Origin of the sequence: Pseudochryseolinea flava (assembly GCF_003286915.1) — a bacterium.
GTDB lineage: Bacteria > Bacteroidota > Bacteroidia > Cytophagales > Cyclobacteriaceae > Ohtaekwangia > Ohtaekwangia flava.
This window is the reverse complement of record NZ_QMFY01000005.1, coordinates 75,370-100,879: the sequence shown is the minus strand read 5'-3', so window position 1 is coordinate 100,879 and position 25,510 is coordinate 75,370. Positions and strand designations below refer to the sequence as shown.

Here is a 25,510-nt window from a genome sequence, read left to right as displayed (position 1 = left end):
TATATTTGAATTAGTTTTGCGCCCTATGAACTTTGATGCCCTGCGTAAAGATCTTGAAGGAGATCTTTTTACAGACGAGACTACCCGTAGACTTTATGCTACTGATGCTTCTGCATATCGTGAGATGCCACAAGCCGTAGCGATTCCAAAATCCGAAAATGACCTTGTCAAGCTCATTCAGTTTGCAAGCAAAAATAAAACATCGATTATCCCGAGAACGGCGGGAACATCATTAGCAGGACAGGTCGTTGGTGCTGGGATAGTTGTTGACATCTCGAAGCACTTCAACAAAATCATCGAAGTGAATGTTGAAGAGCGCTGGGCCATCGTTCAACCCGGCATCGTGCGTGATGATCTGAACCAACATCTGAAATCTTACGGATTCTTTTTCGCGCCAGAGACATCTACCGCGAATCGCGCCATGATTGGTGGGATGATCGGAAACAACTCTTGCGGCTCGAACTCTGTTGTTTTCGGGAGTACGCGAGAGCATTTGCTTGAAGTTAACGCACTTCTATCAGACGGAAATAAAGTTTGGTTCGGCCCTACTACCAAGGAAGCGTTTAAACAAAAAACGAACGGCGATACACTAGAACATCAATTGTATCAACATATCGATCGCATTCTGTCGGATGAAGAAAATATCAAAGAGATCGAAAAAGAATTTCCGAAAGCATCGATCGAAAGAAGAAATACGGGTTACGCAATCGACATGCTTGCTCGGATGCAACCATTCAACGCAAGCGGAGGACCTTTCAATTTCTGTGGACTGATTGCAGGATCAGAAGGAACGCTTGCTGTGGTGACCACGGCCAAGATCAAGTTGACGCCGATTGATCCGCCGCATAAAAAATTAGTTTGCATTCATTGTCAGAGTATCGATGAATCGCTGCGTGCAAATTTAGTAGCGCTTCAGCATAATCCATCGGCTGTCGAGTTGATGGACCACTACGTATTTGAGGCCACAAAGCGAAATCGCGGTCAGCAAGAAAATAGATTTTTTATTGAAGGTGATCCGCAGGCGATCATGGTTGCTGAGCTTACACGCGATTCAGAAGCACAAGCGCAAGCCGACGCGGAAGCGCTGATTGCTGATCTCAAGCAAAAGCAATTGGGATACTCATATCCGATTGTGAGTGGCGACAATATTAAAAAAGTATGGAACCTTCGTAAAGCAGGTTTAGGATTGCTGTCCAATGTACCCGGCGATGAAAAGCCAGTACCCGTAATTGAAGACACTGCGGTGGATGTTAATGATCTGCCGGCTTACATCGCGGAATTTGGCGAGATCTTAAAGAAGCATGATTTGTACAGCGTACATTATGCCCATGCAGGTTCCGGAGAGCTCCACCTGCGCCCGATCATCGATCTAAAAAAAGCAGAAGGTATTAAGCTGTTCAGAACGATTGCTGAAGAGATTGCTACGCTAGTAAAAAAATACAACGGGTCCTTATCAGGTGAGCACGGCGACGGTCGTCTTCGCGGAGAATTCATTCCGCAGATGATTGGTGAACACAACTACAAATTGATCAAAGAGCTGAAAGCCGTGTGGGATCCACAAAACATTTTCAACCCAGGGAAGATTGTTGATACACCACCGATGGATACATTCCTGCGTTATGAAAAAGATCAGGAAACAAAAACGTTCGATACGGTACTAGACTTTTCATCTACGCTGGGCATTCTGCGTTCGGCAGAGCAATGTAATGGCTCCGGCGATTGTCGTAAGACAGAATTGAGTGGTGGCACGATGTGTCCGAGCTATATGGCCACACGTCATGAAAAAGATACTACGCGGGCGCGGGCGAATATTTTACGGGAGATGATCACGCACTCCGACAAAGTAAATCCATTTGCACAAGATGAGATCAAGGAAGTAATGGATCTTTGTTTGAGTTGCAAAGGATGTAAATCAGAATGTCCGTCGAATGTCGATATGGGTAAGCTGAAGCAGGAATGGCAATATCAATATTACAAAGAGAAGGGTGTTCCTTTCCGTTCTCGCCTGATTGGAAATTTCGCACTCGGCATGAAACTCGCATCACTCATGCCATGGGGATACAACTTTGTGTTCAAAAACAAAACCCTGGGTAACGCTGCTAAATCGTTGATCGGTTTTGCGCGCGATAGGAGCATGCCATCAATCTCGAAGACAACTTGGAGAAAATGGTTTTTAAAAGAATTCAAACCAACAGTTAACACGCCTGCGAAAACTGTATATCTCTTCATTGATGAATTACTAAACTACAATGAAGCAGAAATCGGAATCACGACGGTCAAGCTTCTCGACAAACTTGGTTATACCATTCGATTTGTGGAGCACGAAGAATCTGGTAGGAGTTTCTTATCGAAAGGGCTTCTCGAACAAGCGCAGCAGTTTGCGCGAAAAAATGTAGCGATCTATAAAGATCTCATTACTGCAGAAACACCGTTGATTGGAATTGAACCTTCGGCAATTCTTACCTTCCGCGATGAGTATCCGGATTTACTTCGCGGTGAAGAGAAAGACGCAGCATACCGCATCGGTGCACATACCTTTATGATTGAAGAGTTTTTGGCTAGAGAACTCGATCTGGGAAGAATCGATCTGAGTTTATTCCAAGAACAAAAACTAACGATCAAGCTTCACGGCCATTGTCAACAAAAGGCATTGTCATCTCTTGTGCCCGTGAAAAAAATCCTCACCCGCATGGGAAGCAATGAAGTGCACATGATTCCATCGGGATGTTGTGGTATGGCGGGATCATTTGGTTATGAAAAAGAACATTTCGATCTCTCCATGCAAATCGGTGAGCTTGTACTTTTTCCAACCGTGAGAAAGCAGCCTGAGAATGTAGTCATCGCAGCGGCTGGAACAAGTTGTCGTCACCAGATTAAAGACGGCACAGGAAGGAAAGCGTTGCACCCAGTTGATATTCTCTGGAAGGCGATGAAGTAGCGTGTCGTAGCACTTAGTTGGATTGATATTTTACACCATCCCAGCGGTATGTTATCGGATCAACAGGTGCCTCCTCAATGGCGTCGTTGCCGTCATACGATTCCTCATCTTTCGTAACGGAAACGTTCACCGTCGTGTGAAGTGATATGTCGTACAAGCCATTAGATTTTGAATCCAACACCTTGATTTCGGTTACACTACTTCGCTCACTATAATCACCATGCTCATCGCTTGAAAATTGATAGTCTTCTAATGTCATTTCAAGAACGCTTGTCAATTTGCTTTTCACAAAAACATAAAGCGATGCATCATCTTTTCGGAAACCATAGTCGCCGGCGCCTTCTTCGGACGATTTAAAGTGAATCAGCACCGCTGCGTTATCGTCGGTAATTTTGATTTCTTCACCTTCAATACTTCCAGAAACAAGCCCTTGACTTTCTACATCGCCGAGTGATACAAAGTCTCGGAATACCTGTTCTTCCCCTACCTTCTTGAATACAACCAGCATACAGTGCACAGTTGCATATTGAATTCCTTCACGTCCACCTACGTATTCACCCTCTCCGCTTTGAATTAACGCAACAGAAAGCTGCGCGGATTCTCCTTCTTCCACGGACACTAGATTTTCCGTAATGAATGTGATGTCGATTAATTCGCCTGCTACAAATTTCTTTTCCACCAGAGCCTTAAAGAACGTTTCATTATCCTTGAATAACAATCCCTCAGGGAGTTGCTCACTATCGACAATTGTGGTTAACGAATCATCCGCTTTTACGAGCACGGAATCAAAAACCATATCACTTCCGGTTTGTCGAATCGAGCATGCAGAAAGCGAGACCAATGTCAATAACATTAGTCGTTCACAAAGACTTTTGAATGGTGAAATCAAGGGAAAGGATTTTACTATGAAGATAATCGATTACGCATTTACATAAACATGAATGCGCATATTTTATCACAAAGGCTTTTTCCAATACACTGCGCCGTTTTTTGCATTCACAGAAATCACCCAACTGCCTATCGTGATAATTATCCTTTCATTCAACTTGTAGTGAATACCAACACGTGCGTTTCCATCGTCCGCGTCTGCACCGATAAGATCGTTTTGCTTCAACTCCCACAATTTATTCAGCTCCAGATCAACCGCAGTAAATATCGCGTTTTTTTTCCCTAACGTTTCGAAATGCCGCACGATAATCACATCATCAGATTCATCAAAAAAGACAATTCTGGGCAATAAAAATGTTTCTTGATAGGCCTTCGATTGCCCCTTTCGATCGACGGTCATGCGACCTATTTCGCCGTTTTCGTCTTTGAAATAATAGTAATCGCCATTCTCCAATACTGCAGTTGTTTCGTAGCGATGATGAGAGCGCCGAGGATGGTCGCCGGGAATTAGTTTTTCTTCCGATAGGTCGTAATGATTGCGCTTGCCATCCATCGCCGTGATCGCCAGCAATGCAGTATCATGTTCATCGATTGTCACGTAGCTCAACTGACTAATTCCTGAAGACAACTCAGGATATTTTTCAAAACCAGATTCTTTAGACCATAATTTCTCCTCATCGCCTGTAAAGATGTTGTAGCCAGTAACACCTTGCGGTTCAGCGATCGCAATCAAATGGTCCGTCATGCAAATAATCTGAGCGTACGACTGCACTTGGCGCACGAGTCGGTTTCCAGTTTTTAAGTCGAGCACATACAGTCGATAGAGCGTTGTTGTGCCACCATCGCCATCTCCTACCTCGTGCGTTTCAATTAAAGCAAGTTGTTTTCCATTTGATGCAACATCGATAAAATCGACTGCTCTCCCATACGGACCGCGTGTGAGATAGATCAGCGAAAAAAGGAATGCTATAGAAAATAGGCTTGGCAAAATGTAATTCATCCAAGGCGTACGAAACGGTTTGTAGACCGTGAATGTAATAGCCACAGCGATCAGTACAGCGAGGTATGAGAAGAACATCCAGGTCGACGAAACGACCGTATCAATTATTGATGTAAAGTCAGAAAAAACGAGGTACATGGCTGCTGAATTGGCAAAAGATATGACATTACAGCGTCTAAATTAAAAAGTTCCCGCATCAAAAATTAATTAACCTTCAAGAATACGCCTTTTTGTCTTGCCCCGAGATTGGTATTCTATTTGGCGGAGGATTCACACAGGAGATTAAAATAATGAAAAAGCACTTTAAGAATTTAGTAACCTCCGTTGATGTATTGAATACTTTGAACGGTGGCACCAGCGAGCCTCAGTTACAACTTCATAAAAAATCGGAAGGCCATGAAATGAAAGTTCGTGTACCGGGTATGGACAAAGAATCACTGCAAGTGGAAATTCATAATAACGAGCTATCGATCTTCTATCATATCACGATCGATAGCAATGGGAAAGCCGTTCATATGCCACTCGTCGTGTACAGTAAACCGATACCTTACTTTATTTCTGCAGAGTCTATCACGGCTACTTACGATGAAAGTCATTTGATTGTGGATATGCCATTCAACGAGAAAGCAAGTGGATACCACAGAAAAGTTGTCGGATAAAATTCATTCACAGGATAGTAGAAGCGCTGCTATCCTGTGAAAAATCTAGCGCTAAGACCGCATGACGCGCTGATAAATACCGAGCATCTTATTTAACTCACCTGCTAACGTGATTGGAAGTTGATCTGAGCTTATGGCAACATCACCCGGGCTGAAATTTCTTCCGATAGAAAATGTACTGAATCGAAAATCGTCTTGCTGCGTAAAGGCATGTAATGCTTTTTCATCTTTAAAGCTCCCAACATCGATTCTTTTCCCGACGATATCAATCCAATACGGAGATCCAAGTGCCACGATATCCTTGTAGATTACAGCTCTGAATGATTCGTCAGTCATCTGCTGATGAAAGAAAGGTCTGTCGATACCCTCCATTCCAGCCACACCCACAACTAAACGTACTGCGAGTTCTCTTTGACGAAGGGCGATTTGCAACTGCGCGAACTCGTCCTGAGACGCATGAAGAGAAAATTTTTTCATCTCCGCTTCACGTCGACCATACGATAGGTAAATTTCCTTTACAGGCTTTTCATATTGAGGTGTAATCGTGCTTACGCTATCGCCTACCGTAGAAATTTTCATCAGCGAAACATCACGTTTGATAAGCTCGTGCACTTGCAAAAGCTTCTCACGCAATTGCTCGCGTTCTGTTTGGAATATCGGTGATATTGATGATGCTTTTTCGTTGCTTAATACCAGGTAATCTTCTTTCTTAAAAAACTGGTTTCTAAACTTGAACTGATCCCAATTGAATGCGCGCGACGCGATGGCCAATGCTTCCTCCTTATCTCTACGCGATGCGATTAGACGTTTCATCAACGTTGGATATATCAAATCATATTCCTTGATAATCTCTTCGGTAATTGGTTCGCCAAATTCGAAGTAGCCAACAAACCACGATTTTAAGTTTTCGATCTCTTTTACATCCGCGACTTTATAAAATACTTCTTCGTGATCTTTCAAACCTTCGAATGTAAGACTACCTGACCCGATATATGCGACCGTTTTCCGGAAGGGAAGTTGAATGATAAACGTGTTTGCATGCAATGGGTTCTTCGTATAAATGCGTAGGGAAATACGATCCGTAAAGTGTTTCCAAATGCGCCATAGCACCTTGGGTGAAGTCACTTCATCAAGACCTGTAACGAGTTCGACTTTGCATTTTGTGGGTAGACGACTTGCAATGAAATCGAAGCCTTCGTCAGATAGCCCTGCCGTTACAATCTGACAGAATTCTGCCTGCAACAATATTTTTTCGTTAATGAGCGGAACCGCTAGTTTCTTTATCAACATACGCGCTACGAGTTATGCTTTTTTCAAAAACATAGTCTTCAAGACAATGGTGGATTTATCAACCCTACCTTCAATTTCCCCTTCATCATCTGTGAGGCGAATATTCTTGACCATTGTACCGCGTTTAATCACGGACGACGAACCACGCACCTTAAGATCTTTAATCACTGTAACAGCGTCTCCTTCGTTCAAGGGCGTGCCGTTGCTATCTTTTACGTTCATGCATTCTGATTTAGGGTACAAGTATAGGCATTCGTTGCGAATCGATGGTTGTCGGCCTCATCTAATGCGCTTTTCATCAAGGAAACATTGCCAGTGGTCATATAAATTTTACCGCTACGGCGTGATAACGTTCATTTACATAACAAAACGATCACCAAAAATAAAATCCTATGAAAACACAGCCATGGTCGCAATCACTCGTCAAAGTCTTTACTTTCCTTTCGTTGCTGATGTGCTCTTCTATCATCCCTGCCTACGCTGGTGGTGAGTATTATGAAGTTTACCTAAATGATAAGCTGATTCTTCAACAAGGTGTTACGGGGAAGACGATTCAGTTGAAGAACATTCCCATTGAAAATGCAAATGCCAATGACCGCATTACGATTATTTACAAACGATGTCACGATGAAAATGCGACAGGTCGAAAGCTTACGGTACGCGATGAAGCTGGAAACATTTTGAAAGAATGGAAATTTCCAGACCGTACGGATGAACGTAACGCGATGACAATCCTTGTGAAAGATCTGGTAGCGCTCAACAAAAAGGGGGCCACACTGAACGTTGCGTACTCGTCTGAACAATTGACGGAAGGCAGGACGTTGGTAGCACTATCCTTCCCTGACAGAAAAAAGGGAAATTTTTAATCTTTATTTGTCCACCACCGAAAATAGGTTAGTCGAAAAGAAAATTGTTTTCATGATCTTTGGTGACAATCCATTTACCGATGAAAACGCGACTAGCCTATTTTCTTGTTGTACTATTCGTCTCACAAGCCGTTGCTGCACAAAGCAAACAATCTCCGAAGGTAATCGCATTCTTTACCGCTAAGCACGATAAAGCGCACATCAGTTTTGTAAAAGAAGCCAATGATTGGTTTCCCTCCATTGCGAAGGAACATGGTTTTCAGTACGACACAACATCTAATTGGAAGAATCTCAATGATGATTTCCTAAAAAATTACAAGGCCATAATTTTTCTAGACACGCGTCCGGAAGATAAATTACAACGAGAAGCTTTTCAGCGGTACATAGAACGTGGTGGTGGATGGATGGGCTTTCATTTCGCCGCATTCGCTTTAACACCCTCTACCTACAATCAAGATTGGGATTGGTATCACAATACATTTCTCGGAAGTGGTCAATATGCCCGAAACACCTGGAGACCAACTTCGGCAACTCTTCGCGTTGAAAACAGAAAACATCCCGCAACAAAAAAACTTTCAAGTACAATTACTGCGTCACCCAATGAATGGTATGCGTGGGAAAAAGATCTTAGAGAAAATCGCGACATCACGATTTTGCTTTCTGTCGATCCCAAAAGTTTTCCGTTGGGTACAGGACCAAAAGCGCATGAGATCTGGCACGAAGGATATTTTCCTGTGGTCTGGACTAACAAGCGATTCAAGATGATTTACATCAACATGGGTCACAACGACATGGACTATGGGGGAACTAACCAAGCGTTGTCATCATCGTTTGGAAGCGCTGAACAAAACACATTGATCATCGAAAGCGTGCTTTGGTTGATTAGCAAGAAGTTTTGATTTATCAGTGCCCGGAGAAAGGTTTTTCATATCGGCCGAAAAACAGGATCGCACGTTACTCTTATCAACTTTGTGAATGTTCTAATGAAGTGCGTCTAATTAGGTCATGCATCATCTCTTCTTACTTCTTTTTGCTTCCCCAAATAGAAAAGTAACAAAAGAAAAACGGGGAACTTAAACATGCTGCCCATCGCACATGCCGGGGCTCGCCCGCGTTTAAGGTGGGCCACCGCGCGCACGCTCTATTAAATTTTAGAGACAGCTCTCTTTTTACTATGATAAACAGCAAGAAGCGTTGATACGAAGACCTAGCTGTTGACCATAAACATCGCTGTCGGAATAAACCGCTTCATCATTTCGTCTTTCAGAGATTCCTCGATATCGAGACTGTGAACGGCTTGCGACATACATTGAAGCCATGCGACTGCATCTTCTTCAGCGATAGCATGAGGCATGTGACGCGCGCGCATTCGAGGGTGGCCATACTGTTGTGAATAAAGATCAGGTCCACCAAAGAATTGTGTTAAGAACAAACGCTGCTTTTCTTTTATCAATGCCTTATCGGTTTTGAACAAGCGAGAAATCTGTGGATGACTGAAGACTAGATCGTAGAAACGATCGACCATCAAGCGCAGATTATCTTCTCCCAGGCGATCGTATGTAGTAAGTTCCATAGAGCAAAAATACGGATTGCAACACCACGATTCGTACGCCATCGCACAAACATCCCTCCGTACATCACGCTCTATTGAAACTTCTATTTTAAAGTGAGTCATTTTTAACGCAATCGATTTAACGACACTAATTCGTTATCACAAACGATTGCGGAGATAAAATTTCAAACGTTTGCTGAATATGCTACTTTTATCTTGCCGGTAGCCAATCCCCTCGATATTTCACAACCTAAACCAACTGATACGCGTGAAGTGTATGCAGAAAAATGTAGCCATACCGTTGACGAACATCGTTGCCTTCTTGCTGTTCTTGATAGCATTCCAAGCATCAGCACAGCTCACGATCATTGTGGACAAGGTACCGGAACACACGCCGCCTCACGACACGTTATTTCTCGCGGGCACAATAAACGATTGGAGTCCTGGGAAAGACGCCTATCAATTTCTAAAACAGAAAAACGGAACGTACACCATCACGCTGCCGCAGACGCCGAAGAAAATAGATTTCAAAGTGACACGCGGTTCATGGGCAACCGTTGAGGGCGACATCAATGGCAATAAGACGGGTGATCGAAATCACGTGAACGAAACACAAACGCCAGATTCTTTAACAATACAAATATTAAGCTGGGAAGACCAGGCGCTCCTATACCACTGGAGTATCGTTGTCGAAGACATTCCTGCGAACACCCCATTTGACGCATCGTTATACATTGCTGGGAGTTTTAACAACTGGAAAGAGAACGACGCGAACTTCAAACTTGTGCGTCTTGACAATGGTACTTATGGCATTAACATTCGTAAAACAACGGACTCGCTATGGTTCAAATTTAATCGCGGAAGTTGGTCGTCGGTAGAAGCGCGTTACAACGGGAGAACCCTGTATAATCGCCACGCTGTTTGGAACAAAGGCGCTACCGTAAAAAACATCACATGCAGCATAGAAGGATGGGAAGATCTTACGAATGGCACAAACCTACTCTACTCTTTTATACTCTTAGCAAGTGCGTTTCAAGCGATCATCCTCATCGTTTCTATCGCAGGAATGAAAGATCGACATCGTGAACTTGGTTGGCTATTCACGGGACTGCTGGGTATTACATGCCTCGTGCTTTTCGCGCGCACAGCAACATACAACAGGACTTTGTTCAATTGGGCGCCGAAAGTACTTCTGCTTTCCGACTTCGTGTATTTTCTTTATGCACCGATGTTTTTTGCAGTGATCAAAAGTTTGTCTGGCATCAGCAACAGGTCAAGGTATTTGAAATGGATTTTCTTGATTCCCATGCTTCTCCAGTTTGCTTTCTATGTTCCGTTGCTCATACAACCACGGGACATCTTTATCAATTCAATTATCGATCAAAAATATTTTTGGTTATTCAACGCTACGGAGCTGATCGGTTTAGTGTACAACATCATCTGCTGGATTTTTTGTGCACGTCTTTTGAACGAACACTACTTCAGGCCAGGGAAACTCTACGGGAGACCAAACTCGTTCGCTTATGTAACCGCGCTATTTGTGCATAGTGGCCTTTGTCTCCTACTCTGGTTCTGTACACACGTCGTTTATATTTCCGGGAAAATTTTTCACGCTGATCTACGCATTTTCCATGAGGTCAATGTCGATATCTTTTGGGTTGTATTTGCGCTTTCCACGTCGATGCATGCAGTGTTAATCATGCGATACCCGATGCTTTTCCGGATTGTAAAAGAAGACGAAGAAAAACAGAAATCGGCGACAGTGGTAAAAGACAATATCGACACATTAAAAAATTCGCTTGCGCACATGATGCGGAAAGATAAGCCGTTTCTCAACGCAAAGCTTACGTTGCAAGAACTTGCGGACCAGATGCATACCAACGTTCATACTTTATCGCGCATCATTAATGAAGGCTATCAGAAGAATTTTTTCGATTTCATCAATGAATATCGGATCGAAGAATTCAAAAAGTTGGTCGCCAGTGATCAATACAAACATTATACATTTTTGGCCTTAGCGATGGAAGTTGGTTTTAGTTCGAAGACTACGTTTAATCGCTCCTTTAAGAAAACAACGGGTAAAACGCCGCGGGAATTTTTTAACGTTGCCGAAACGCAACTTGAAAGCATCTCCTGAGCGCACGTTATCGTTGCCATATTTGTGTGCTTGCATCAAAGCCTCCACGGCAATCATTTATTAAACTGATCGATTTGCATCTCCCGTGTACTGCGGCTATTCCTCAGGAAGGTTCATTTTTTCTATCCAGCATTCTAGTTTAATCACGTGTAACGAGGATCGCATCATATCGCGGACCAAGGCATTAAAACGTTTACCGTCAGTACATTCAAAAAAGTAGCACGTGTCATTTTATCAGATGACACATGAAATTGAATTGATTCCAGCGATCACTTTATAACGTGGAGCGAATACCATTCATTCCCCTTAGATCTTTAGCACATCGTAATAAGACGCGATCAATTACCAAAGCCAAAATTTTTTAACACACTAAACCCTTCAGGGATTGCAGCTGGTTTGCTATCCCACAACCTAAACCAGATCTATGAAAACAAAATCACAACCAATTTTTTGTTTGTGTTTCGGGATCATGTTGTTACTACAAACGCATGGTCTACGCGCACAAACAGACTTTCGAAAAGAAACGATCTACTTCCTTATAACGACGAGGTTTTTCGACGGAGATCCATCCAACAACAGACCCAATGAATGGTGTTCTTACGGTACCAATAGTCCGTCCATCACCGATCCAAATGATGTTACGTGGCGCGGTGATTTCAAGGGGCTCATTCAAAAACTAGATTACATCAAAGATTTAGGGTTCACAGCAATTTGGATCACACCGATCGTTCAAAATCGAGGACCGTTAGATTATCACGGATATCATGCCTGGGATTTCACCAAGGTAGATCCACGACTCGAATCGCCTGGCGCTACATTTCAGGATCTTATCAATGAAGTTCACGCGCGCGGAATGAAGATCGTATTGGATGTCGTTACAAATCATTCGGGACGATTCGGCATCAAGAACAAAGCAGAACTTAAGTACAATACAGATCCAACGAAAGCGTGGTATGCGCCAGACAATGCGTCCTGGGAATATGACGGACTTACGCCAAACCCACAAGATGGAAAAATTTGGAGTCGCGCCAACATTGCCAAACTTCCGGCGCCATATAATTCAAACCTCGCCAACTTCAATTGGCCATGTACAGAATCATTTGTAAGCACTTCCGATCCAAATTGGTTTCATCACTCAGGAAATGGATTTGCGCAAGGTTGGGATGATATTGTTAATCTTTACGATCGCGCACTGGCTGGCGACTGTCCCGACCTCAACACCAGTAGCCAATTTGTTCGAGACTATTTGGTAGCGGCATATACTACATTCATCAACATGGGTGTTGACGGATTTCGTTGGGATACGATGAAGCATATGAGCAAAGAAGATGCGTTATATTTTCTTGACAAATTCAAAGCAGCGAATCCGAATTTGTTTGTGTTTGGTGAAGTTGCCCAGAAGCGACACGAGCTTCACACCGTAGAGGAAATCAATCCGCATTGGTACACGTGGCGCGGTGCTGTAGGATCATCGGCGAATTCGGGTATGGCGGTACTTGACTTTTATGCTGAGGCTACTTTTCACAATGTATTTCAAGACGGTGGCAATCTTTCTGGCGTAACAGCAGCAGCACGTTACGATCATTTGTATAGTGACCCATCTACATTACTCACGTGGCTCGACAATCACGACTTCGGTCCTAACAACGATTGGAACCAACGCTTCGGAGGGAGCGCCGAAAACCTTGCGGCGTGTATGAATTTTATGTTCACATGGCGCGGCATTCCAGTGGTATACTATGGCACCGAGGTTCAATTCAAAAAAGGTGCATACGCCGACATTCACGATGCCGCAGGAATAAGTCAATCGCTCGATCTTACAGGGCGTGCATACTATGGCAACGAATTTTCGAATGCGCCGAATCACAAAATTTATCAACACATCAAGAAGCTTAACGCCATGCGTAAAGCGATTCCGGCGTTACAAAATGGCACATGGTCGTGGGGAGGAACTTCAAACGGAAATGGTGTAGGTTATGTACGCAAGTCTGGTATTAGTGAAGTCGCTGTGGGGCTTGCTAAAGATGGCGTAGTAACGTTCAATTTTTCAGGACTGACAAATGGAACCTACCGTGATGCTGTGACCGGAAATGCCATCGCAGTTAGTAATGGTAATTTAAGTTTCACTGTTCAGCCTTCGTCGGCGGGAGTTTACGTGTTGAACGGTCCTGGTATCATTGGCGGAAATGGTGTTGGTTTTTTTCAACCAGGGAGTGGCAATCCCAACAATCCATTGGTGAGTATGAGTCCCGCGGGTGGTAACTATGAAAATCCATTACAAGTGACACTTGCCGCGAGCGGACAAAATACACCGATCAAAATTTACTACACGACCAACGGCAGCGCACCCACTACATCGAGTACATTATATTCGACACCATTTACTGTAACAACGAGTACAACAGTAAAAGCAATCGCGATCGATGCACAGAATTTACAATCCGCCGTTGCTAGTAATGCGTACACCATTGGCCCTATCACCGGTTTGAAAGTATATTTCAAGAAGCCCGCGTCATGGACAGGCCCGCTCAAGGTATATTATTGGAACACATCGCCAGCAGGTGCAATAAGTAGCACGACTTGGCCAGGCGTTGACATGACCTATGATCAAGCAAGTGGATGGCACACTTTCACATTCCCGAATGTTACCAGCACGAATTTGATCTTTAACGACACTGGATCTACCACGAACAAAACAGTAGACCTTTCGCGGAATACCAATGGCTGGTACAAAGGTGGAGCGTGGTATGATAGCAATCCTGAAGCGACCAATACACCTCCCGTTGTGAATGTATCGCCAGCAGGTCCATATTCAGGAAACAGTGCCGTGAGTATTACGATAACAGCAACAGATAATAGTGAAACAGCGCCGACGATCTATTACACGTTAGACGGCACGACGCCTACTAGCAATTCAACGCAGGCAGTAGGCTCTACATCGTTGAACATCATTTCAACAACAACCTTGAAAGTATTTGCAGTCGACAACCAAAGCCTTGCATCGAACATTCAAACACACCAATACACCATCGGAACATACAATGGATTTACAGTCTACTTCCGAAAACCTTCCGCTTGGAGCACCACTGTTAAAATTCATTATTGGAATGCATCGCCATCAGGCTCGGTCACGGCAACAACTTGGCCCGGTGTGGATATGATTCCAGACGGAACCGGAGGTTGGTACAAATTCACATTTCCTGCAACAATGACCAGGACTAATTTAATATTCAACAGCAATGGTTCTACAAGTTTAAAAACGGTCGATCTATCGAGAGATAAAAATGGTTGGTTTGCCGATGGCGTATGGTATGATACCGATCCACGCCTTGGTTTGAGGATTCACTTGAAGACAACTTGGTCAGCACCGAAGATTCATTACTGGAATGTAATGCCTGCAGGAACAGCCTCGACAACCTGGCCAGGAGCAACGATGACGTTGGAAGGAAACGGATGGTACGAATACACCATCCCGAATGCAGCATGTACCAATATTGTATTTAGTAATAACGGATCATCACAAACCGGCGATCTATCGCGATGTGGTGAAGGATGGTATAATAGTGGAACATGGTCATCGTCTGCAGGTGCGCGTAGCAGTACATCAAAAATTATAAACACCGAATTGAATCGTAGTGAAAGTTATCCTAACCCAGCCGATGATCGTGTGTTGATATCTTTCCATCTCCCGTCACAAACGCACATCAATTTAACGGTGTACAATGAACGTGGAGAAATCGTAGCGACACCCGTGAATGAACGCCTCGAGTCAGGTTCACACATCGTAGAATTAAAAACGAAACAATTGCCTAGTGGTTTGTACATCTACAGACTACGCGGACGTGACATCATGACGACGCAAAAAATTATTATCGCCCACTAGCCCACCGTTTTGTTTTTGGTTTTTTAGAATAGATCGAGTGCTCTTAAAGGGCACTCTTTCTTTTTTTACTGCACAACTTCCGCTCCACGAACGGAGACCTCCATATGCTGTGTATCTCTAAAGATGTCAAAAAGTTTTTTAGAGAATGTCAACTTTTCACCGTTTCCGATCTTACCATCGATTTTAATAGTGATGGTTTTACTTTTTCCTTTCAGATTAGAATAGGTTACCGCCAAGTCGATGTTTGTATATTCGGCCAAAGATGCAGTGTTCAAAATATTGCCTTCAACAACAGATTGATTGATCGCATTCTTGCGCCATGAAAACTTTACGTTAAGAAACTTTTGAGGTTGAGATTTTTCAAGCTCATAATGCGGATTCCGAACTTTACGCCAGATGGAAAAATCGCCATCAACTTTTTTCTTCGGCATCACTACATTGTTCACCAGTGAAATTATTTCCTGAGCAGCAACCTCTTCTCCTTTTTTCTGACCTGAAGGCAACAAGAGAACTTTTCCTTTTTCAACGGACAATGTTAATGTAGAAGAATCTTCTTGCACATTAAACGCGGTTCCGAGTACTTCGATAGATGCATCTTCAGTAGTAACTACAAACTTGTGCAGGCTGTCATGACGCACATCAAAATAGCCTTCACCTTTAAGGTGTACCTTTCTGTGTTCCTGATCGAAGTCATCGGCATACACCAAGGAGCTATTGACATTCAACCACACGCGTGTGCTATCAGGGAGATATACGGTAGCTACGTGATCGCCGCTGGCAATGATAATATCGTCTTTGAGATTGAGTACGATGAGTCCGTAAATAGCTACAGCGAGGAGGGCGATCGCTGCGGCGACTTTCATCCACAGGTTGTCGTGGAAGAACGAACGTGAAACCATTTTTTGTTCAAGCCGCTGCCATTCATTTTCTGTATCTACATCCGCAAGTTGAATTCGCTTGCCCGAATTTTTCCATAAGATTTGTGACTCGCGGAAAAGCAGTTCATTTTCCTTCGATGCTTTAATCCAAGCTTCAAAATTCATTTTCTCATCAGCAGACATTTCTCCCGCGAGATATGCTGCTACTACATGCCAATTTGGTTTCTCGGCGCTCATTTATTTAATCCCGTATATTGGTATAGCACGTTGGTCGTGCGTTCCCCCCAAAGGCCTTTAATTTTTTTTACAGTATTGTCCATAGCACGAAAGCGATAAGCAACGCGATTACTAAAAGGTTGGGCGTTAGAAAAGGTTTGAGGTCTTGTCGCAGCTTTTCCAAGGCTATTCCCATTTGGTTTTCGACGGTTTTGAGTGATAATTCGAGCACATCGGCAATTTGCTGGTACTTTAATCCCTCGTGTCGACTCAACAAATAGATAGTCTTACATTTCGGTGGTAATCGATCGATGGCTTCTCTTACATTAACTTCCAATTCGGTGTAGCTAATATCGTCGCGGTGTTCGCTTGCCGTGAGCGTATCGATTACAGGGTCGTCGTCGATTCGAACAATTTTCTTTTGAAAGCGAATGGCATTCATTGCGGTGTGTACTGTCGCACGAAAGAGATAGTGATGAATCTGTTCACCGAAATGGAGTTCATCTTTATTTTTCCAGAGTTTCAAAAAAACCTCTTGTACAACATCTTTGGCCAGATCCTTGTCACGAAGCAGGTTGTAAGCAAGATTGACGAGTTGGCGGTGATAATTTTTGAATAAAGCCTCAAAATCTTGCTTGCCGTTTTTCTGCATAGTACCGGTAAATATTCTAAAAAATGACGATTTACAGAAAATAGATTTGGAATGTTAGAAAATATCAGAATTTCTGTCATCGGCTTAGGGGTAAATAGCAGGTAAAGTGCTTTAATAATAGACGAAGACACTTTATTAGACATGAAATTGTTAAGAAGAAGGACAAAGATCGCGGTATCCTTTGTGTTGATTTTGCTGCTAGCATTGACAGCGTGCTCAAAAAAAACAGTGATTGTTCCGGCCAAGAAAACGCCACCTCCTGGCCAAATAAAAAAGCAGACGGCGCCGGGTCAAATTAAGAAAACGACTGGAAGTAAATCGGCAAAACCGTACGCTCCGGGTCAACAGAAAAAAAAGAAGACGAAATAAATTAGGATTAACTTGTTAGCTTCCTAAACCTAAAAAAAGTGATATGACTGTAGCGGCTAAGAAAACCATTTATGATAATGCCAAACAACATTTCCTTGGCAACTTTCCCGAAAATCTCCCGATCGAGCAAGCGTATGTGCACATCGGTATGTACCTGGGATGGGTTATCGATATGGACCTCTATTCAGAATATTTCGAAGACGAAGCATCGAATCAAATTTTCCGTTTTAAGCGTCGCGAAATTTCGTGCACGATTCTAAGCGAAATTTGGGAAGGATATCTTGATCATCAATTTTTCAACAAGCCTGGTAACATGTTTACGTATTACTATTACGCAGGTGGACTCTATCATGCAGATTACAATCAAATACTAGTACAATCTTTGCCGAGTATATATCACGTGAGTGACACGTGGGACAACTATGAGAAGTTGAAGCAACGTATGGGCATGCGCTGGCAAGATTGGAACAACCTTGTTGGCAATCGACAGTAGGTCGACTAACAAACAAACCGATAGCAATTAACGATAGCAAAACAACGATAGATAATGACCGACGCAAAAACCACCAACTTGTTAGTAACCATGATCGACGATGAGGAAGTCGTACACTTCATCTTCCAAACGATCGCAAAAAAAATCGGCGGTATCGACACTGCCGTATACGGCGACGCGATGACCGTATTAAAATTGATCGAAGAAAACAAATTCGAAACCGACCTCATTCTTCTCGACATCAACATGCCCTACATGAGTGGCTGGGATTTTCTTGATGCCCTTGAACCGATGAACCTTGATACGCCGATCGTGATTGTGAGTAGTTCACGCGACCGAAAAGATGTTGAAAAATCCAAACAGTATAAAGCTGTAAAAGGCTTTTATGCAAAGCCCCTATCATTTCATAACCTCCGCGAAATCATTGATGCTGCACTCATCAACAATAATTGATAAAAGCGTAGGGCAACGATAACGTTCGCCCTACCTTCAACCTGCTCCTAATTCTTCTTCGCCATTTTTGTTTCCGATTGCACCGGTTTTTCTACTTTATCCTCCTCTACTATTTGAACAGTCGTTGAATCTGCAGGTACTTCTTCAAACTGCATCACGCGACTAAACATCTTGCCGTTCACTTTGCTGAGCTTTTCATTGTGTTTGATTTTTTCCTGCTTATACTTCTTCTTTTTCACCTTTGAAGTATCCTGAACAACAAACGACACGGGTTGTGCGTCAGTGTCTTCATAAATGCGCACATAATCCTTATCAGCAGCTTCGTTGGTATGCGGCACTAGCCAGAAGGCAACAATGCAAGTACAAATAGCTGCAAGCATTGCGATTTTACTAAGCGGTTTCATAACGTTTTACTTTTAATTGTTTTGATTGAATGAATAATATGACGATCTCCGCGAAGAGCAGATTAAAAACAATTCCGAGCCATTGCGAGATAGCGTAGTTCGTTTCATACGACACACTGAGAACAAAGAAAATCACATGAAACAATCGAAAGGACAACACCACGGCAACCATCGCATATGAGCGAATCATGTTTTCAAAATGGAGCGCTTTGTCGCGTTGACGGATTGATCTATATCCAACATAAGAATAGTAACCGACGAGAAAATCTTGGACAACAAAACCGACTTGCGTGACGAGCCCGCCCTTAGCATAAAGGGCTAGGTACAATCCCGTTGGACAAACAAATATCAAGGTTATCCATACGTAAAGTTTTCCAACGTATTGGTGTATCCCAATTCCGTTTCGAAAAAATCTTTTAGCAAACAAGAAGAGTGGCGTCAACAGGCAAACCGTTCCGGTGATCAGGTGCACATACAAAGAGATGTGCCAGAGCACGTCTCTTTTCGCCACAACCTTTTCAATCACAAGGCCATAATCACCACCATGTGTGAAATATAACATGGCATTGTGCGCCAAGAGAACAGACAAAAATGCAACTGGAGTCCAGAACGCCAACGCTACCAAGACAGGAAATAATTTTGCTGCTCTCATGATCCGAAAGTACATGTGGATCAATGAGGAGAACAGCGCCTCTTAGCGAAGGGGTTGTTTGAGTTAGTGAAATTGAATGTTGAAGAAGGGAACGCCTATTCGATTGATAATAACGCCGTCGCTAGACCTTCAGAAAAAGCTCCCACGGCCGATTTGTTTTTTAACTTCACGGATATCGTTGCACGCCCATTGTATGCTTGCACGAGTCGCGCGCCATCCGATGTTCCCAAATTATCGATTAACGTACCATCGCCAGCAAGGCTAAAACGAATCCAGTTCGATGCATCCAAACACTGGATATTATTTTTATCCAACACCGTCACTTCAACTGTAGCGAGATTTTCATTTCTTTCAACAATCTTCATCGACAACTTCGCCGGCTGTTGCCATTGTTCTGTTTGGTACATAAAGCTCAACTCATCACGCACGATGTCTTTACCTTTTCTTCCTACCACCAAAAGCGTGTTCTTCCCTTTCACAAACACAGAAGACCAGCGTAAACCTGCTGCAGGAAAATCTTGACTGCTGCGTTTCTTTTTACCTAAACTTTTTCCGTTTAACCACAGCTCCACTTCGTCGCAGTTGGAATACACCTTCATCATTTTCTCTTCGTTTTCATCACCCCAACGCACGGGCCATGAGTGGCCATAAATGTGAACCATCGGCTTGGTTGCCCAATATGATTGAAAAACATAGTAAGATTCCTTCTTCTCAAAGTCTCTTTGCACAACACCTTTTTGATTTACGTAAGGAACAGGATTATCAGGACGAACCGGCGTTGAAAAATCTTTGAAGGGCCAATAGGCAGTTCCCGTCAACCATGGCATCGTCTCTTGTTCTTTTAAGTGCCAATCAATCAAATTGCAGATGTATGATTCACTCCAATCACCATCTTTCGATACGCGTGCAGATCCACCGAAAAGGGACGCATCGCCAGAACGTTCATCCGTTCCTTTTCCTGTAACAATCTTATTCAAAGCACGATCAGGACTTTCGGAATGTCTTCCGGCATGACTATCGCCGCCCCACTCAACGTGTAGAAAATGTTTTACCTTTTTATATTCTGCAAGAGAAGATTCTTTGTACTCTGTATAAATTCCACGATACCACCCGGCCCAAATTGAAGGTGAGTAAACATCGACGATATCTTTACAAAAATCGCAACGACGAATAGCGGTCTTGCGCGTGGGATCTAATGTATGAGAAAGGTCATTTAATATTTTCATGAATGCCCTGATCGCCTCCTTGTCGAATACAGAAAAATCTCCCGGCCAATCGTTCTCGTTTCCAAGTCCCCAGATAATAATTGACGGATGGTTATAGTGTTGTTCAATCATATTTGTCAGCATTCGCTTGGCCTGCTCCTGATAGATTTCGCCACCCAATCCGCCGCGGCACCATGGAATCTCCTCCCACACGAGAATACCAAGGCTATCGCAAAGGTCGAGTATCGTTCGCGACTGTTGATAGTGCCCGAGCCTGATAAAGTTTACGCCCATCTCCTTCATCATGATCATTTCTTGCCGCATCATAGCGTCCGTCATCGCCGCAGCTGTTAAGGCATGATCTTCATGTCGATGTGTACCTCTTAATAAAAGTCGTTGTCCATTTAACTTGAACGGTCCTTGTTCGACAAATTCAAAACTTCTAAAACCAAATGTTTGCGCTACTTCTGACTTAATATCATCAACGTTTAGCACAATTTGTAGTGTATAGCGTAGCGGCTTATCGGTTGACCACAGCATTGGAGACTTGATTGTGAAATCACCAAGATGTATTCTATCATTCTTTAAATTAGAAAGCGTCTGGATTTTATCGAGCACCTTTTTTCCGCCGGGGTCTAAAACAGTTATCGTAACTTGCGCTTTGTTAATCGTGGACGAGTGATGGATGATTCCCTCCACTTTTATTCTGCCGATTTTTCCTTCGACAGACGGTGTGATGAAAATAGACTCCGCAGCAACGGCTGGTTTGTACACTAAATTCAGATATCTGTAAATACCGCCGTAAACATTGAAATCAGAAAGGCTCGATGGAATCATCTCGAGGTCGCGACTATTATCTGTGCGAATAGAAATTGGTACCTCGCCCTTAAATTGTTTCTCATATACCTCAAGTTTCTTAAAAGCTGCAACTGCATCGGTGATGTCCGCAGTCCATTCATCATAGCCACCAACATGTTCCGCTACTTTTGTTGTGTAGACGTAAACCGATGTTTTCTGACCAGCACCTTCGAAATGTAAAATCGTTCTACCATCGCGATAGGGATTATCGATTTTAATCTGGGTGCGGTACCAAGCCGGTCCTTGATAGTAGTTCACATCAGGGTCTACAGCATCCATTGCATTGTAGCAGTGTGGTAAATTTACTTTCGTCCATAAGGGAACGCTTTCAGGATTACCTTTTCCAACAGGTCTAACCGACTCCCAAATTCCGCCGAGGTCACTTCTCAAAAATTCCCATCCGCTATTGAGCCGCGAATGCATCTGTCCATTGACTTCATGACGCGTTACAAGCGCTCCGATCGCGATTAAGATATACAGCGTTTTCCGTTTCAAATTCATTTCTACTTTTGGTCAATCCACAAGAGTGGGTGTCGAATAGGTAAATTTCTTATTACTTCGTGTTCAGTTGGGGCGTGATCAAGTTGTTTCCATAGCGAAAACCATTTCTTGTTACCGAATTGGTTCGCGCCAAATATCAATAACGGTTGGGCTACTGGCCATTCTTCCCAGTACATCACGTCTTTTGCGTAGGGCCACATTATTTTATTTTCTAAAAAAGGATACAAAAAATCAATAGCCTTGTTGATAGAACGGCCGTCACTCATGTGATAGGCCCATAAATTATCGGCTGGTGTTGATAGCACCTGACACACCATCGTCATTGCATCAAGATTAAAAATAGAATAGCCATAAGGCTTGGTACGTTTCAACTCCAATGGAAAACTACCATCCGCAGACATCTGTTCAGGTATAAGAACGTTCTTATACCGTGAGCGACAGAAGTTCAAGGTAGTCGTATCATTAACGAGTTTTGCAAAAGAAGCGACTTGCATTACCCAACATGTGCCATGATTATTTTTAGCATTCATCTCTTCGATTCCGTTTGTCGAAGTTTTTAGCCAATGCAGGTATGCACGAAACCAGGCAAGAATTTTTTCTTTTGAGGGTGCATCGATTAAATCACGTTCAAACAAAATCAACAGCGACTGTGCAACTTCCATCAGGTGGATCGTATCGATAATGCCGATACCCCTTCCTGTGACACGCCCTTTGATGGCTTGTGCGAAATTAAGATGAGGTTCCATGTAGGTAACAGAATCAACAAACCATGCACGAACGTGATTTCTAACCGGGACAAGATATTTTTGATCGTTTGTGATGAGATAGGCCGAAACCAATGTACCCACGATTTGACTGAAACGAATCATGGCATGACGATGCGCTATGAAATTATTGGGGTTGCTCAAGCCATCACGCTGAATGTATGGACCGTTTGGATTTGCCGGATCAGGCCACCAATAATCACCTTCTGAAAAAAAGCAATGCGCATTACCCGCGCTGCGTGGCGAACGTTCCGCCGTCACTGTAATCGGTGCTTCGTTCATGGCTATTGCTGCGTGTTGCAAAACATCTTTTCGCAGAACACTGCTCACCTCCTCAAAGGAAACTTGCTGTGCCAGAAGTTCAAGTTGATTCGCGCACGACATGATCAACACAACCGTGAGACAAAGAACAATTCGGTTCATGGGTTAATTCTGGACGCTGACTTTAACAGGAGCTTGCAAACGTTTTGAAAATTCTGCCAGATGTTTATCCCAGCTCTCCTTGGATGTTATCTTACCAGCTTTCTGCCAGGCAAAACCTGGATAGTAGGTAAGCACGCCGTTATGTTTTGCAGTGACGTAGATGTGACTTAGATCTTTTTTCTCGGTGCGAAAATCTTGTGATCGCAAAATGCTTGCGGGATCAATCACGACTGCGGTTCCCAGTGATGAATCATCAATTGTCTCCCAATAACGAAAGCAACCTGTTGTGGAATCAAGCTTTGCTTCACCTTTCTTATCATGCAACGTGATGCCTACTGTAAAATTTAATGAGCTATCCGTTTGCAAATGTGCTTCCACTTTGCAGAACTGTTGACCACGATCGATCGTGATTATTTTTCGTTCTTCCACGCCTACACCATTTGCAGACCATGGCGCATATGTCAATTCAAACACCGTACGCAAGGGACCATTCGTTATCACTCTATGAGACGTAAAATTCTTCGAAACAAAAAGTGAGTCACCGGCTAAGAAGCCAAGTCCACCGCAGCCACGACTCGCTCCCACGTGGTATGGATCGTAACCTTCACCGTCATCTTTGTGATATGTTCCACCTGCTACATACTTTGCATACCACTTGTCGATGATTGGATAGTTAACGCGTTTGAGCCAGCAATCTATTCCGCTTGAAAGGGTGCCACCTTTCTCGTTCGCATCGACGAGGCGCTGTGCTTCCGGGCCATACGTTCTGAATGCCACGAGATCATTTTCCCATGCAAAGTCATCGATACGTTCTGGTACGAGACGTCCGAATGTACCATCTTCGACACTTTGTTTTCCTTCTGACTCCACCACGACGAAACTGCGCGACGATTTTCCGGTAAAGGCTACGTCAAGGAGCAGTACGTCATCAGCATCAGCGCCATTTGCTTCAACAAGCTGCATGGGTACCACTTCTCCATTTTCATCTTCGATGTGAAAAAAATCTGATATTTTTTTGGAGACATCTTTTAGGGGAATGGAGACAACTTCCCTACGTGCGAAGTCAAGTTCGTTGGTAACGATAATCTTTTTGCCTTTCGAACAAGCGCTCAGAAGGATAATGGCGACGATTGTGATGATTGTATTTTTCATAGGTGCATTTTACAATAGAAGCGGCTGATCCGAAAATCAGCCGCTAACTAACTCATAATAAACCCAAGACTCTACTTTTTTGACGCTAACTTTTCATACCGCATCATTCCTTCGATGAAATAATAATCTGCATAGATCAGTGGCACGTCAATTTCTGATTTCGCAGGTTTGTGGCCTACGCTATGTTTTAAGATAAAATTCGCGTTGGTTCCCAATTCTGCGCGGTAGGCAGCGGTACCCAAACTTGTCAATATTTTCTCCGCAGCCTGAAGATATTTCTTACCATTGGGAACGTATTGACTTAATTCCAACATTCCGCTTGCTGCGATCGCGGCAGCAGAGGCGTCACGTTCTTCATTCGGAATATTGGGTGCATTGAAATCCCAATAAGGCACCATATCCTTTGGTAGATTTTTATGACTGAGAAAATAGTCGGCAATTTTTACGGCTTGATCTAAATACTTTTTGTCTTTGGTTTCCCGATAGGTTGCCGTGTAGCCGTACAATCCCCATGCTTGGCCGCGAGCCCATGCGCTTTCATCCGCATACCCTTGCGCTGTTACGCGTGCTAGAACCTTTCCCGTGAGCGTGTCATAGTCTACAACGTGGTAGCTACTGTAATCCGCACGAAAGTGATTCTTCAAGGTCGTATTCGCATGTGTTACGGCTATCTTATAGAATGATGAATCACCCGTCACTTTGGTTGCCCAAAACAAAAATTCCAAGTTCATCATGTTGTCGATGATCACCGGAAATTGCCACTTGCCATGATCCCACGATTTAATACAGCCTGTAATTGGACTGAAGCGAGTAGATAAAGAACGTGCACCTTCAATGAGGATCTCCTTGTAGCGGGGATCTTGTGTGAGTCGGTATCCATTGCCGAATGAATTGTACAGCATGAATCCTAAGTCGTGTGTGTGCGTGTTGTGCTTCTCTTTCTCTAAACCCGCTGTCCATTTACGTGCGGCGTTCTCCCATTTTTTATCTTTTGTATAGTCGTAGAGATACCAAAGATTTCCCGAATAGAAACCACTGGTCCAATCGCGCGATGGTACGCCTTTCATCGAGCCATCTTGTTTGGTGGTGCGCGGAAAAGCTAACGTATCATTAAAGATCTCCAAACCCTTTCCGATCTGCGCTTGTGCGAACGCAAGATTCGATTTGGTATTGAGTTTCGATTTCAACGTGAACGCCAGCACCACGGCAGCGGCAACCAGTATAATGAATAGTTTCTTCAACATAATAATTCGTTAATACACTAATTTAATTATTCA

21 protein-coding genes are annotated in these 25,510 nt (G+C 43.4%); 8 read left to right on the top strand and 13 right to left on the bottom strand.

Annotated elements, in window-relative coordinates:
* The first annotated feature begins 25 nt into the window (after positions 1–25).
* Entirely contained in the window at positions 26–2,938 is a 2,913-nt protein-coding gene (locus tag DQQ10_RS11700) for an FAD-binding and (Fe-S)-binding domain-containing protein (protein ID WP_112747059.1), read from the top strand.
* 13 nt (positions 2,939–2,951) lie between these two features.
* Here DQQ10_RS11700 and DQQ10_RS11695 read toward each other — a convergent pair whose 3' ends face one another.
* Positions 2,952–3,734 (bottom strand): hypothetical protein, encoded by a 783-nt coding sequence (locus tag DQQ10_RS11695; RefSeq protein ID WP_133259623.1) that lies wholly within the window; start codon positions 3,732–3,734, stop codon positions 2,952–2,954.
* A 159-nt stretch (positions 3,735–3,893) separates the two neighbouring features.
* A complete protein-coding gene (locus tag DQQ10_RS11690; protein WP_112747057.1) occupies positions 3,894–4,964 on the bottom strand; it encodes a hypothetical protein in 1,071 nt (356 codons plus the stop codon).
* A 152-nt stretch (positions 4,965–5,116) separates the two neighbouring features.
* Between DQQ10_RS11690 and DQQ10_RS11685 the strand changes: the two genes are divergently transcribed.
* Positions 5,117–5,485 (top strand): Hsp20 family protein, encoded by a 369-nt coding sequence (locus DQQ10_RS11685; protein ID WP_112747056.1) that lies wholly within the window; start codon positions 5,117–5,119, stop codon positions 5,483–5,485.
* A 51-nt stretch (positions 5,486–5,536) separates the two neighbouring features.
* On the opposite strand, the gene DQQ10_RS11680 is transcribed toward DQQ10_RS11685, so the two are convergent.
* A complete protein-coding gene (locus tag DQQ10_RS11680) occupies positions 5,537–6,775 on the bottom strand; it encodes a phospholipase D-like domain-containing protein (protein WP_112747055.1) in 1,239 nt (412 codons plus the stop codon).
* Positions 6,776–6,787: 12 nt separating this feature from the next.
* On the bottom strand, positions 6,788–6,997 hold the full coding sequence (locus tag DQQ10_RS11675) for an alkylphosphonate utilization protein (RefSeq protein WP_112747054.1): 210 nt from the start codon (positions 6,995–6,997) through the stop codon (positions 6,788–6,790).
* A 170-nt stretch (positions 6,998–7,167) separates the two neighbouring features.
* On the opposite strand from DQQ10_RS11675, the gene DQQ10_RS11670 reads away from it, so the two are divergent.
* A complete protein-coding gene (locus DQQ10_RS11670; protein WP_112747053.1) occupies positions 7,168–7,641 on the top strand; it encodes a hypothetical protein in 474 nt (157 codons plus the stop codon).
* Positions 7,642–7,721: 80 nt separating this feature from the next.
* The gene (locus DQQ10_RS11665) at positions 7,722–8,540 is read left to right on the top strand and encodes a ThuA domain-containing protein (RefSeq protein ID WP_112747052.1); all 819 of its coding nucleotides are present in this window, start codon (positions 7,722–7,724) and stop codon (positions 8,538–8,540) included.
* Positions 8,541–8,848: 308 nt separating this feature from the next.
* Here DQQ10_RS11665 and DQQ10_RS11660 read toward each other — a convergent pair whose 3' ends face one another.
* Complete coding sequence (locus tag DQQ10_RS11660; protein ID WP_112747051.1) at positions 8,849–9,214, bottom strand: globin domain-containing protein; 366 nt, start codon at positions 9,212–9,214, stop codon at positions 8,849–8,851.
* Positions 9,215–9,470: 256 nt separating this feature from the next.
* Between DQQ10_RS11660 and DQQ10_RS11655 the strand changes: the two genes are divergently transcribed.
* Positions 9,471–11,330: a helix-turn-helix domain-containing protein gene (locus DQQ10_RS11655; protein WP_112747050.1), complete on the top strand. Its 1,860-nt coding sequence runs from the start codon at positions 9,471–9,473 to the stop codon at positions 11,328–11,330.
* A gap of 424 nt (positions 11,331–11,754) precedes the next feature.
* The gene (locus DQQ10_RS11650) at positions 11,755–15,213 is read left to right on the top strand and encodes a starch-binding protein (protein WP_112747049.1); all 3,459 of its coding nucleotides are present in this window, start codon (positions 11,755–11,757) and stop codon (positions 15,211–15,213) included.
* A gap of 65 nt (positions 15,214–15,278) precedes the next feature.
* On the opposite strand, the gene DQQ10_RS11645 is transcribed toward DQQ10_RS11650, so the two are convergent.
* Entirely contained in the window at positions 15,279–16,328 is a 1,050-nt protein-coding gene (locus DQQ10_RS11645; RefSeq protein ID WP_112747048.1) for a FecR family protein, read from the bottom strand.
* 67 nt (positions 16,329–16,395) lie between these two features.
* Positions 16,396–16,959 carry an RNA polymerase sigma-70 factor gene (locus DQQ10_RS11640; protein WP_112747047.1) on the bottom strand — a complete coding sequence of 188 codons (564 nt, stop codon included), beginning with the start codon at positions 16,957–16,959 and terminating at the stop codon, positions 16,396–16,398.
* A 412-nt stretch (positions 16,960–17,371) separates the two neighbouring features.
* On the opposite strand from DQQ10_RS11640, the gene DQQ10_RS11630 reads away from it, so the two are divergent.
* Together DQQ10_RS11630 and DQQ10_RS11625 are read left to right on the top strand one after the other, a co-directional pair.
* Positions 17,372–17,821, top strand: coding sequence for a DUF7832 domain-containing protein (locus DQQ10_RS11630; protein WP_112747045.1), 450 nt, complete (start codon positions 17,372–17,374; stop codon positions 17,819–17,821).
* A 54-nt stretch (positions 17,822–17,875) separates the two neighbouring features.
* Positions 17,876–18,274 carry a response regulator gene (locus tag DQQ10_RS11625; protein WP_112747044.1) on the top strand — a complete coding sequence of 133 codons (399 nt, stop codon included), beginning with the start codon at positions 17,876–17,878 and terminating at the stop codon, positions 18,272–18,274.
* A 47-nt stretch (positions 18,275–18,321) separates the two neighbouring features.
* Here the strand turns inward: DQQ10_RS11625 and DQQ10_RS11620 are convergent, their stop codons facing one another.
* The 6 genes from DQQ10_RS11620 to DQQ10_RS11595 all read right to left on the bottom strand — a co-directional run bounded on the left by DQQ10_RS11620 (position 18,322) and on the right by DQQ10_RS11595 (position 25,477).
* Positions 18,322–18,678: a hypothetical protein gene (locus DQQ10_RS11620; RefSeq protein ID WP_112747043.1), complete on the bottom strand. Its 357-nt coding sequence runs from the start codon at positions 18,676–18,678 to the stop codon at positions 18,322–18,324.
* Positions 18,665–19,330, bottom strand: coding sequence for a DUF2306 domain-containing protein (locus tag DQQ10_RS11615; protein ID WP_165823904.1), 666 nt, complete (start codon positions 19,328–19,330; stop codon positions 18,665–18,667). The genes DQQ10_RS11620 and DQQ10_RS11615 overlap by 14 nt, the downstream gene beginning before the upstream one ends.
* A 95-nt stretch (positions 19,331–19,425) precedes the next feature.
* Positions 19,426–21,894, bottom strand: a complete 2,469-nt coding sequence (locus tag DQQ10_RS11610) for a glycoside hydrolase family 2 TIM barrel-domain containing protein (RefSeq protein WP_112747041.1) — start codon at positions 21,892–21,894, stop codon at positions 19,426–19,428.
* A gap of 2 nt (positions 21,895–21,896) precedes the next feature.
* The gene (locus DQQ10_RS11605) at positions 21,897–23,081 is read right to left on the bottom strand and encodes an alginate lyase family protein (protein ID WP_112747040.1); all 1,185 of its coding nucleotides are present in this window, start codon (positions 23,079–23,081) and stop codon (positions 21,897–21,899) included.
* Between the two features lie 3 nt (positions 23,082–23,084).
* Positions 23,085–24,233 (bottom strand): DUF4861 family protein, encoded by a 1,149-nt coding sequence (locus DQQ10_RS11600; protein WP_112747039.1) that lies wholly within the window; start codon positions 24,231–24,233, stop codon positions 23,085–23,087.
* 71 nt (positions 24,234–24,304) lie between these two features.
* Entirely contained in the window at positions 24,305–25,477 is a 1,173-nt protein-coding gene (locus DQQ10_RS11595) for a glycoside hydrolase family 88 protein (protein WP_112747038.1), read from the bottom strand.
* Between the last annotated feature and the right edge of the window lie 33 nt (positions 25,478–25,510).

What these genes read in the sequence shown, in the direction of transcription:
- DQQ10_RS11700 (WP_112747059.1), top strand. Translation starts at nt 26, where the DNA reads ATGAACTTTGATGCCCTGCGTAAAGATCTTGAAGGAGATCTTTTTACA.
- DQQ10_RS11695 (WP_133259623.1), bottom strand. Translation starts at nt 3,734, where the DNA reads ATGGTTTTTGATTCCGTGCTCGTAAAAGCGGATGATTCGTTAACCACA.
- DQQ10_RS11690 (WP_112747057.1), bottom strand. Translation starts at nt 4,964, where the DNA reads ATGTACCTCGTTTTTTCTGACTTTACATCAATAATTGATACGGTCGTT.
- DQQ10_RS11685 (WP_112747056.1), top strand. Translation starts at nt 5,117, where the DNA reads ATGAAAAAGCACTTTAAGAATTTAGTAACCTCCGTTGATGTATTGAAT.
- DQQ10_RS11680 (WP_112747055.1), bottom strand. Translation starts at nt 6,775, where the DNA reads ATGTTGATAAAGAAACTAGCGGTTCCGCTCATTAACGAAAAAATATTG.
- DQQ10_RS11675 (WP_112747054.1), bottom strand. Translation starts at nt 6,997, where the DNA reads ATGAACGTAAAAGATAGCAACGGCACGCCCTTGAACGAAGGAGACGCT.
- DQQ10_RS11670 (WP_112747053.1), top strand. Translation starts at nt 7,168, where the DNA reads ATGAAAACACAGCCATGGTCGCAATCACTCGTCAAAGTCTTTACTTTC.
- DQQ10_RS11665 (WP_112747052.1), top strand. Translation starts at nt 7,722, where the DNA reads ATGAAAACGCGACTAGCCTATTTTCTTGTTGTACTATTCGTCTCACAA.
- DQQ10_RS11660 (WP_112747051.1), bottom strand. Translation starts at nt 9,214, where the DNA reads ATGGAACTTACTACATACGATCGCCTGGGAGAAGATAATCTGCGCTTG.
- DQQ10_RS11655 (WP_112747050.1), top strand. Translation starts at nt 9,471, where the DNA reads ATGCAGAAAAATGTAGCCATACCGTTGACGAACATCGTTGCCTTCTTG.
- DQQ10_RS11650 (WP_112747049.1), top strand. Translation starts at nt 11,755, where the DNA reads ATGAAAACAAAATCACAACCAATTTTTTGTTTGTGTTTCGGGATCATG.
- DQQ10_RS11645 (WP_112747048.1), bottom strand. Translation starts at nt 16,328, where the DNA reads ATGAGCGCCGAGAAACCAAATTGGCATGTAGTAGCAGCATATCTCGCG.
- DQQ10_RS11640 (WP_112747047.1), bottom strand. Translation starts at nt 16,959, where the DNA reads ATGCAGAAAAACGGCAAGCAAGATTTTGAGGCTTTATTCAAAAATTAT.
- DQQ10_RS11630 (WP_112747045.1), top strand. Translation starts at nt 17,372, where the DNA reads ATGACTGTAGCGGCTAAGAAAACCATTTATGATAATGCCAAACAACAT.
- DQQ10_RS11625 (WP_112747044.1), top strand. Translation starts at nt 17,876, where the DNA reads ATGACCGACGCAAAAACCACCAACTTGTTAGTAACCATGATCGACGAT.
- DQQ10_RS11620 (WP_112747043.1), bottom strand. Translation starts at nt 18,678, where the DNA reads ATGAAACCGCTTAGTAAAATCGCAATGCTTGCAGCTATTTGTACTTGC.
- DQQ10_RS11615 (WP_165823904.1), bottom strand. Translation starts at nt 19,330, where the DNA reads ATGAGAGCAGCAAAATTATTTCCTGTCTTGGTAGCGTTGGCGTTCTGG.
- DQQ10_RS11610 (WP_112747041.1), bottom strand. Translation starts at nt 21,894, where the DNA reads ATGAATTTGAAACGGAAAACGCTGTATATCTTAATCGCGATCGGAGCG.
- DQQ10_RS11605 (WP_112747040.1), bottom strand. Translation starts at nt 23,081, where the DNA reads ATGAACCGAATTGTTCTTTGTCTCACGGTTGTGTTGATCATGTCGTGC.
- DQQ10_RS11600 (WP_112747039.1), bottom strand. Translation starts at nt 24,233, where the DNA reads ATGAAAAATACAATCATCACAATCGTCGCCATTATCCTTCTGAGCGCT.
- DQQ10_RS11595 (WP_112747038.1), bottom strand. Translation starts at nt 25,477, where the DNA reads ATGTTGAAGAAACTATTCATTATACTGGTTGCCGCTGCCGTGGTGCTG.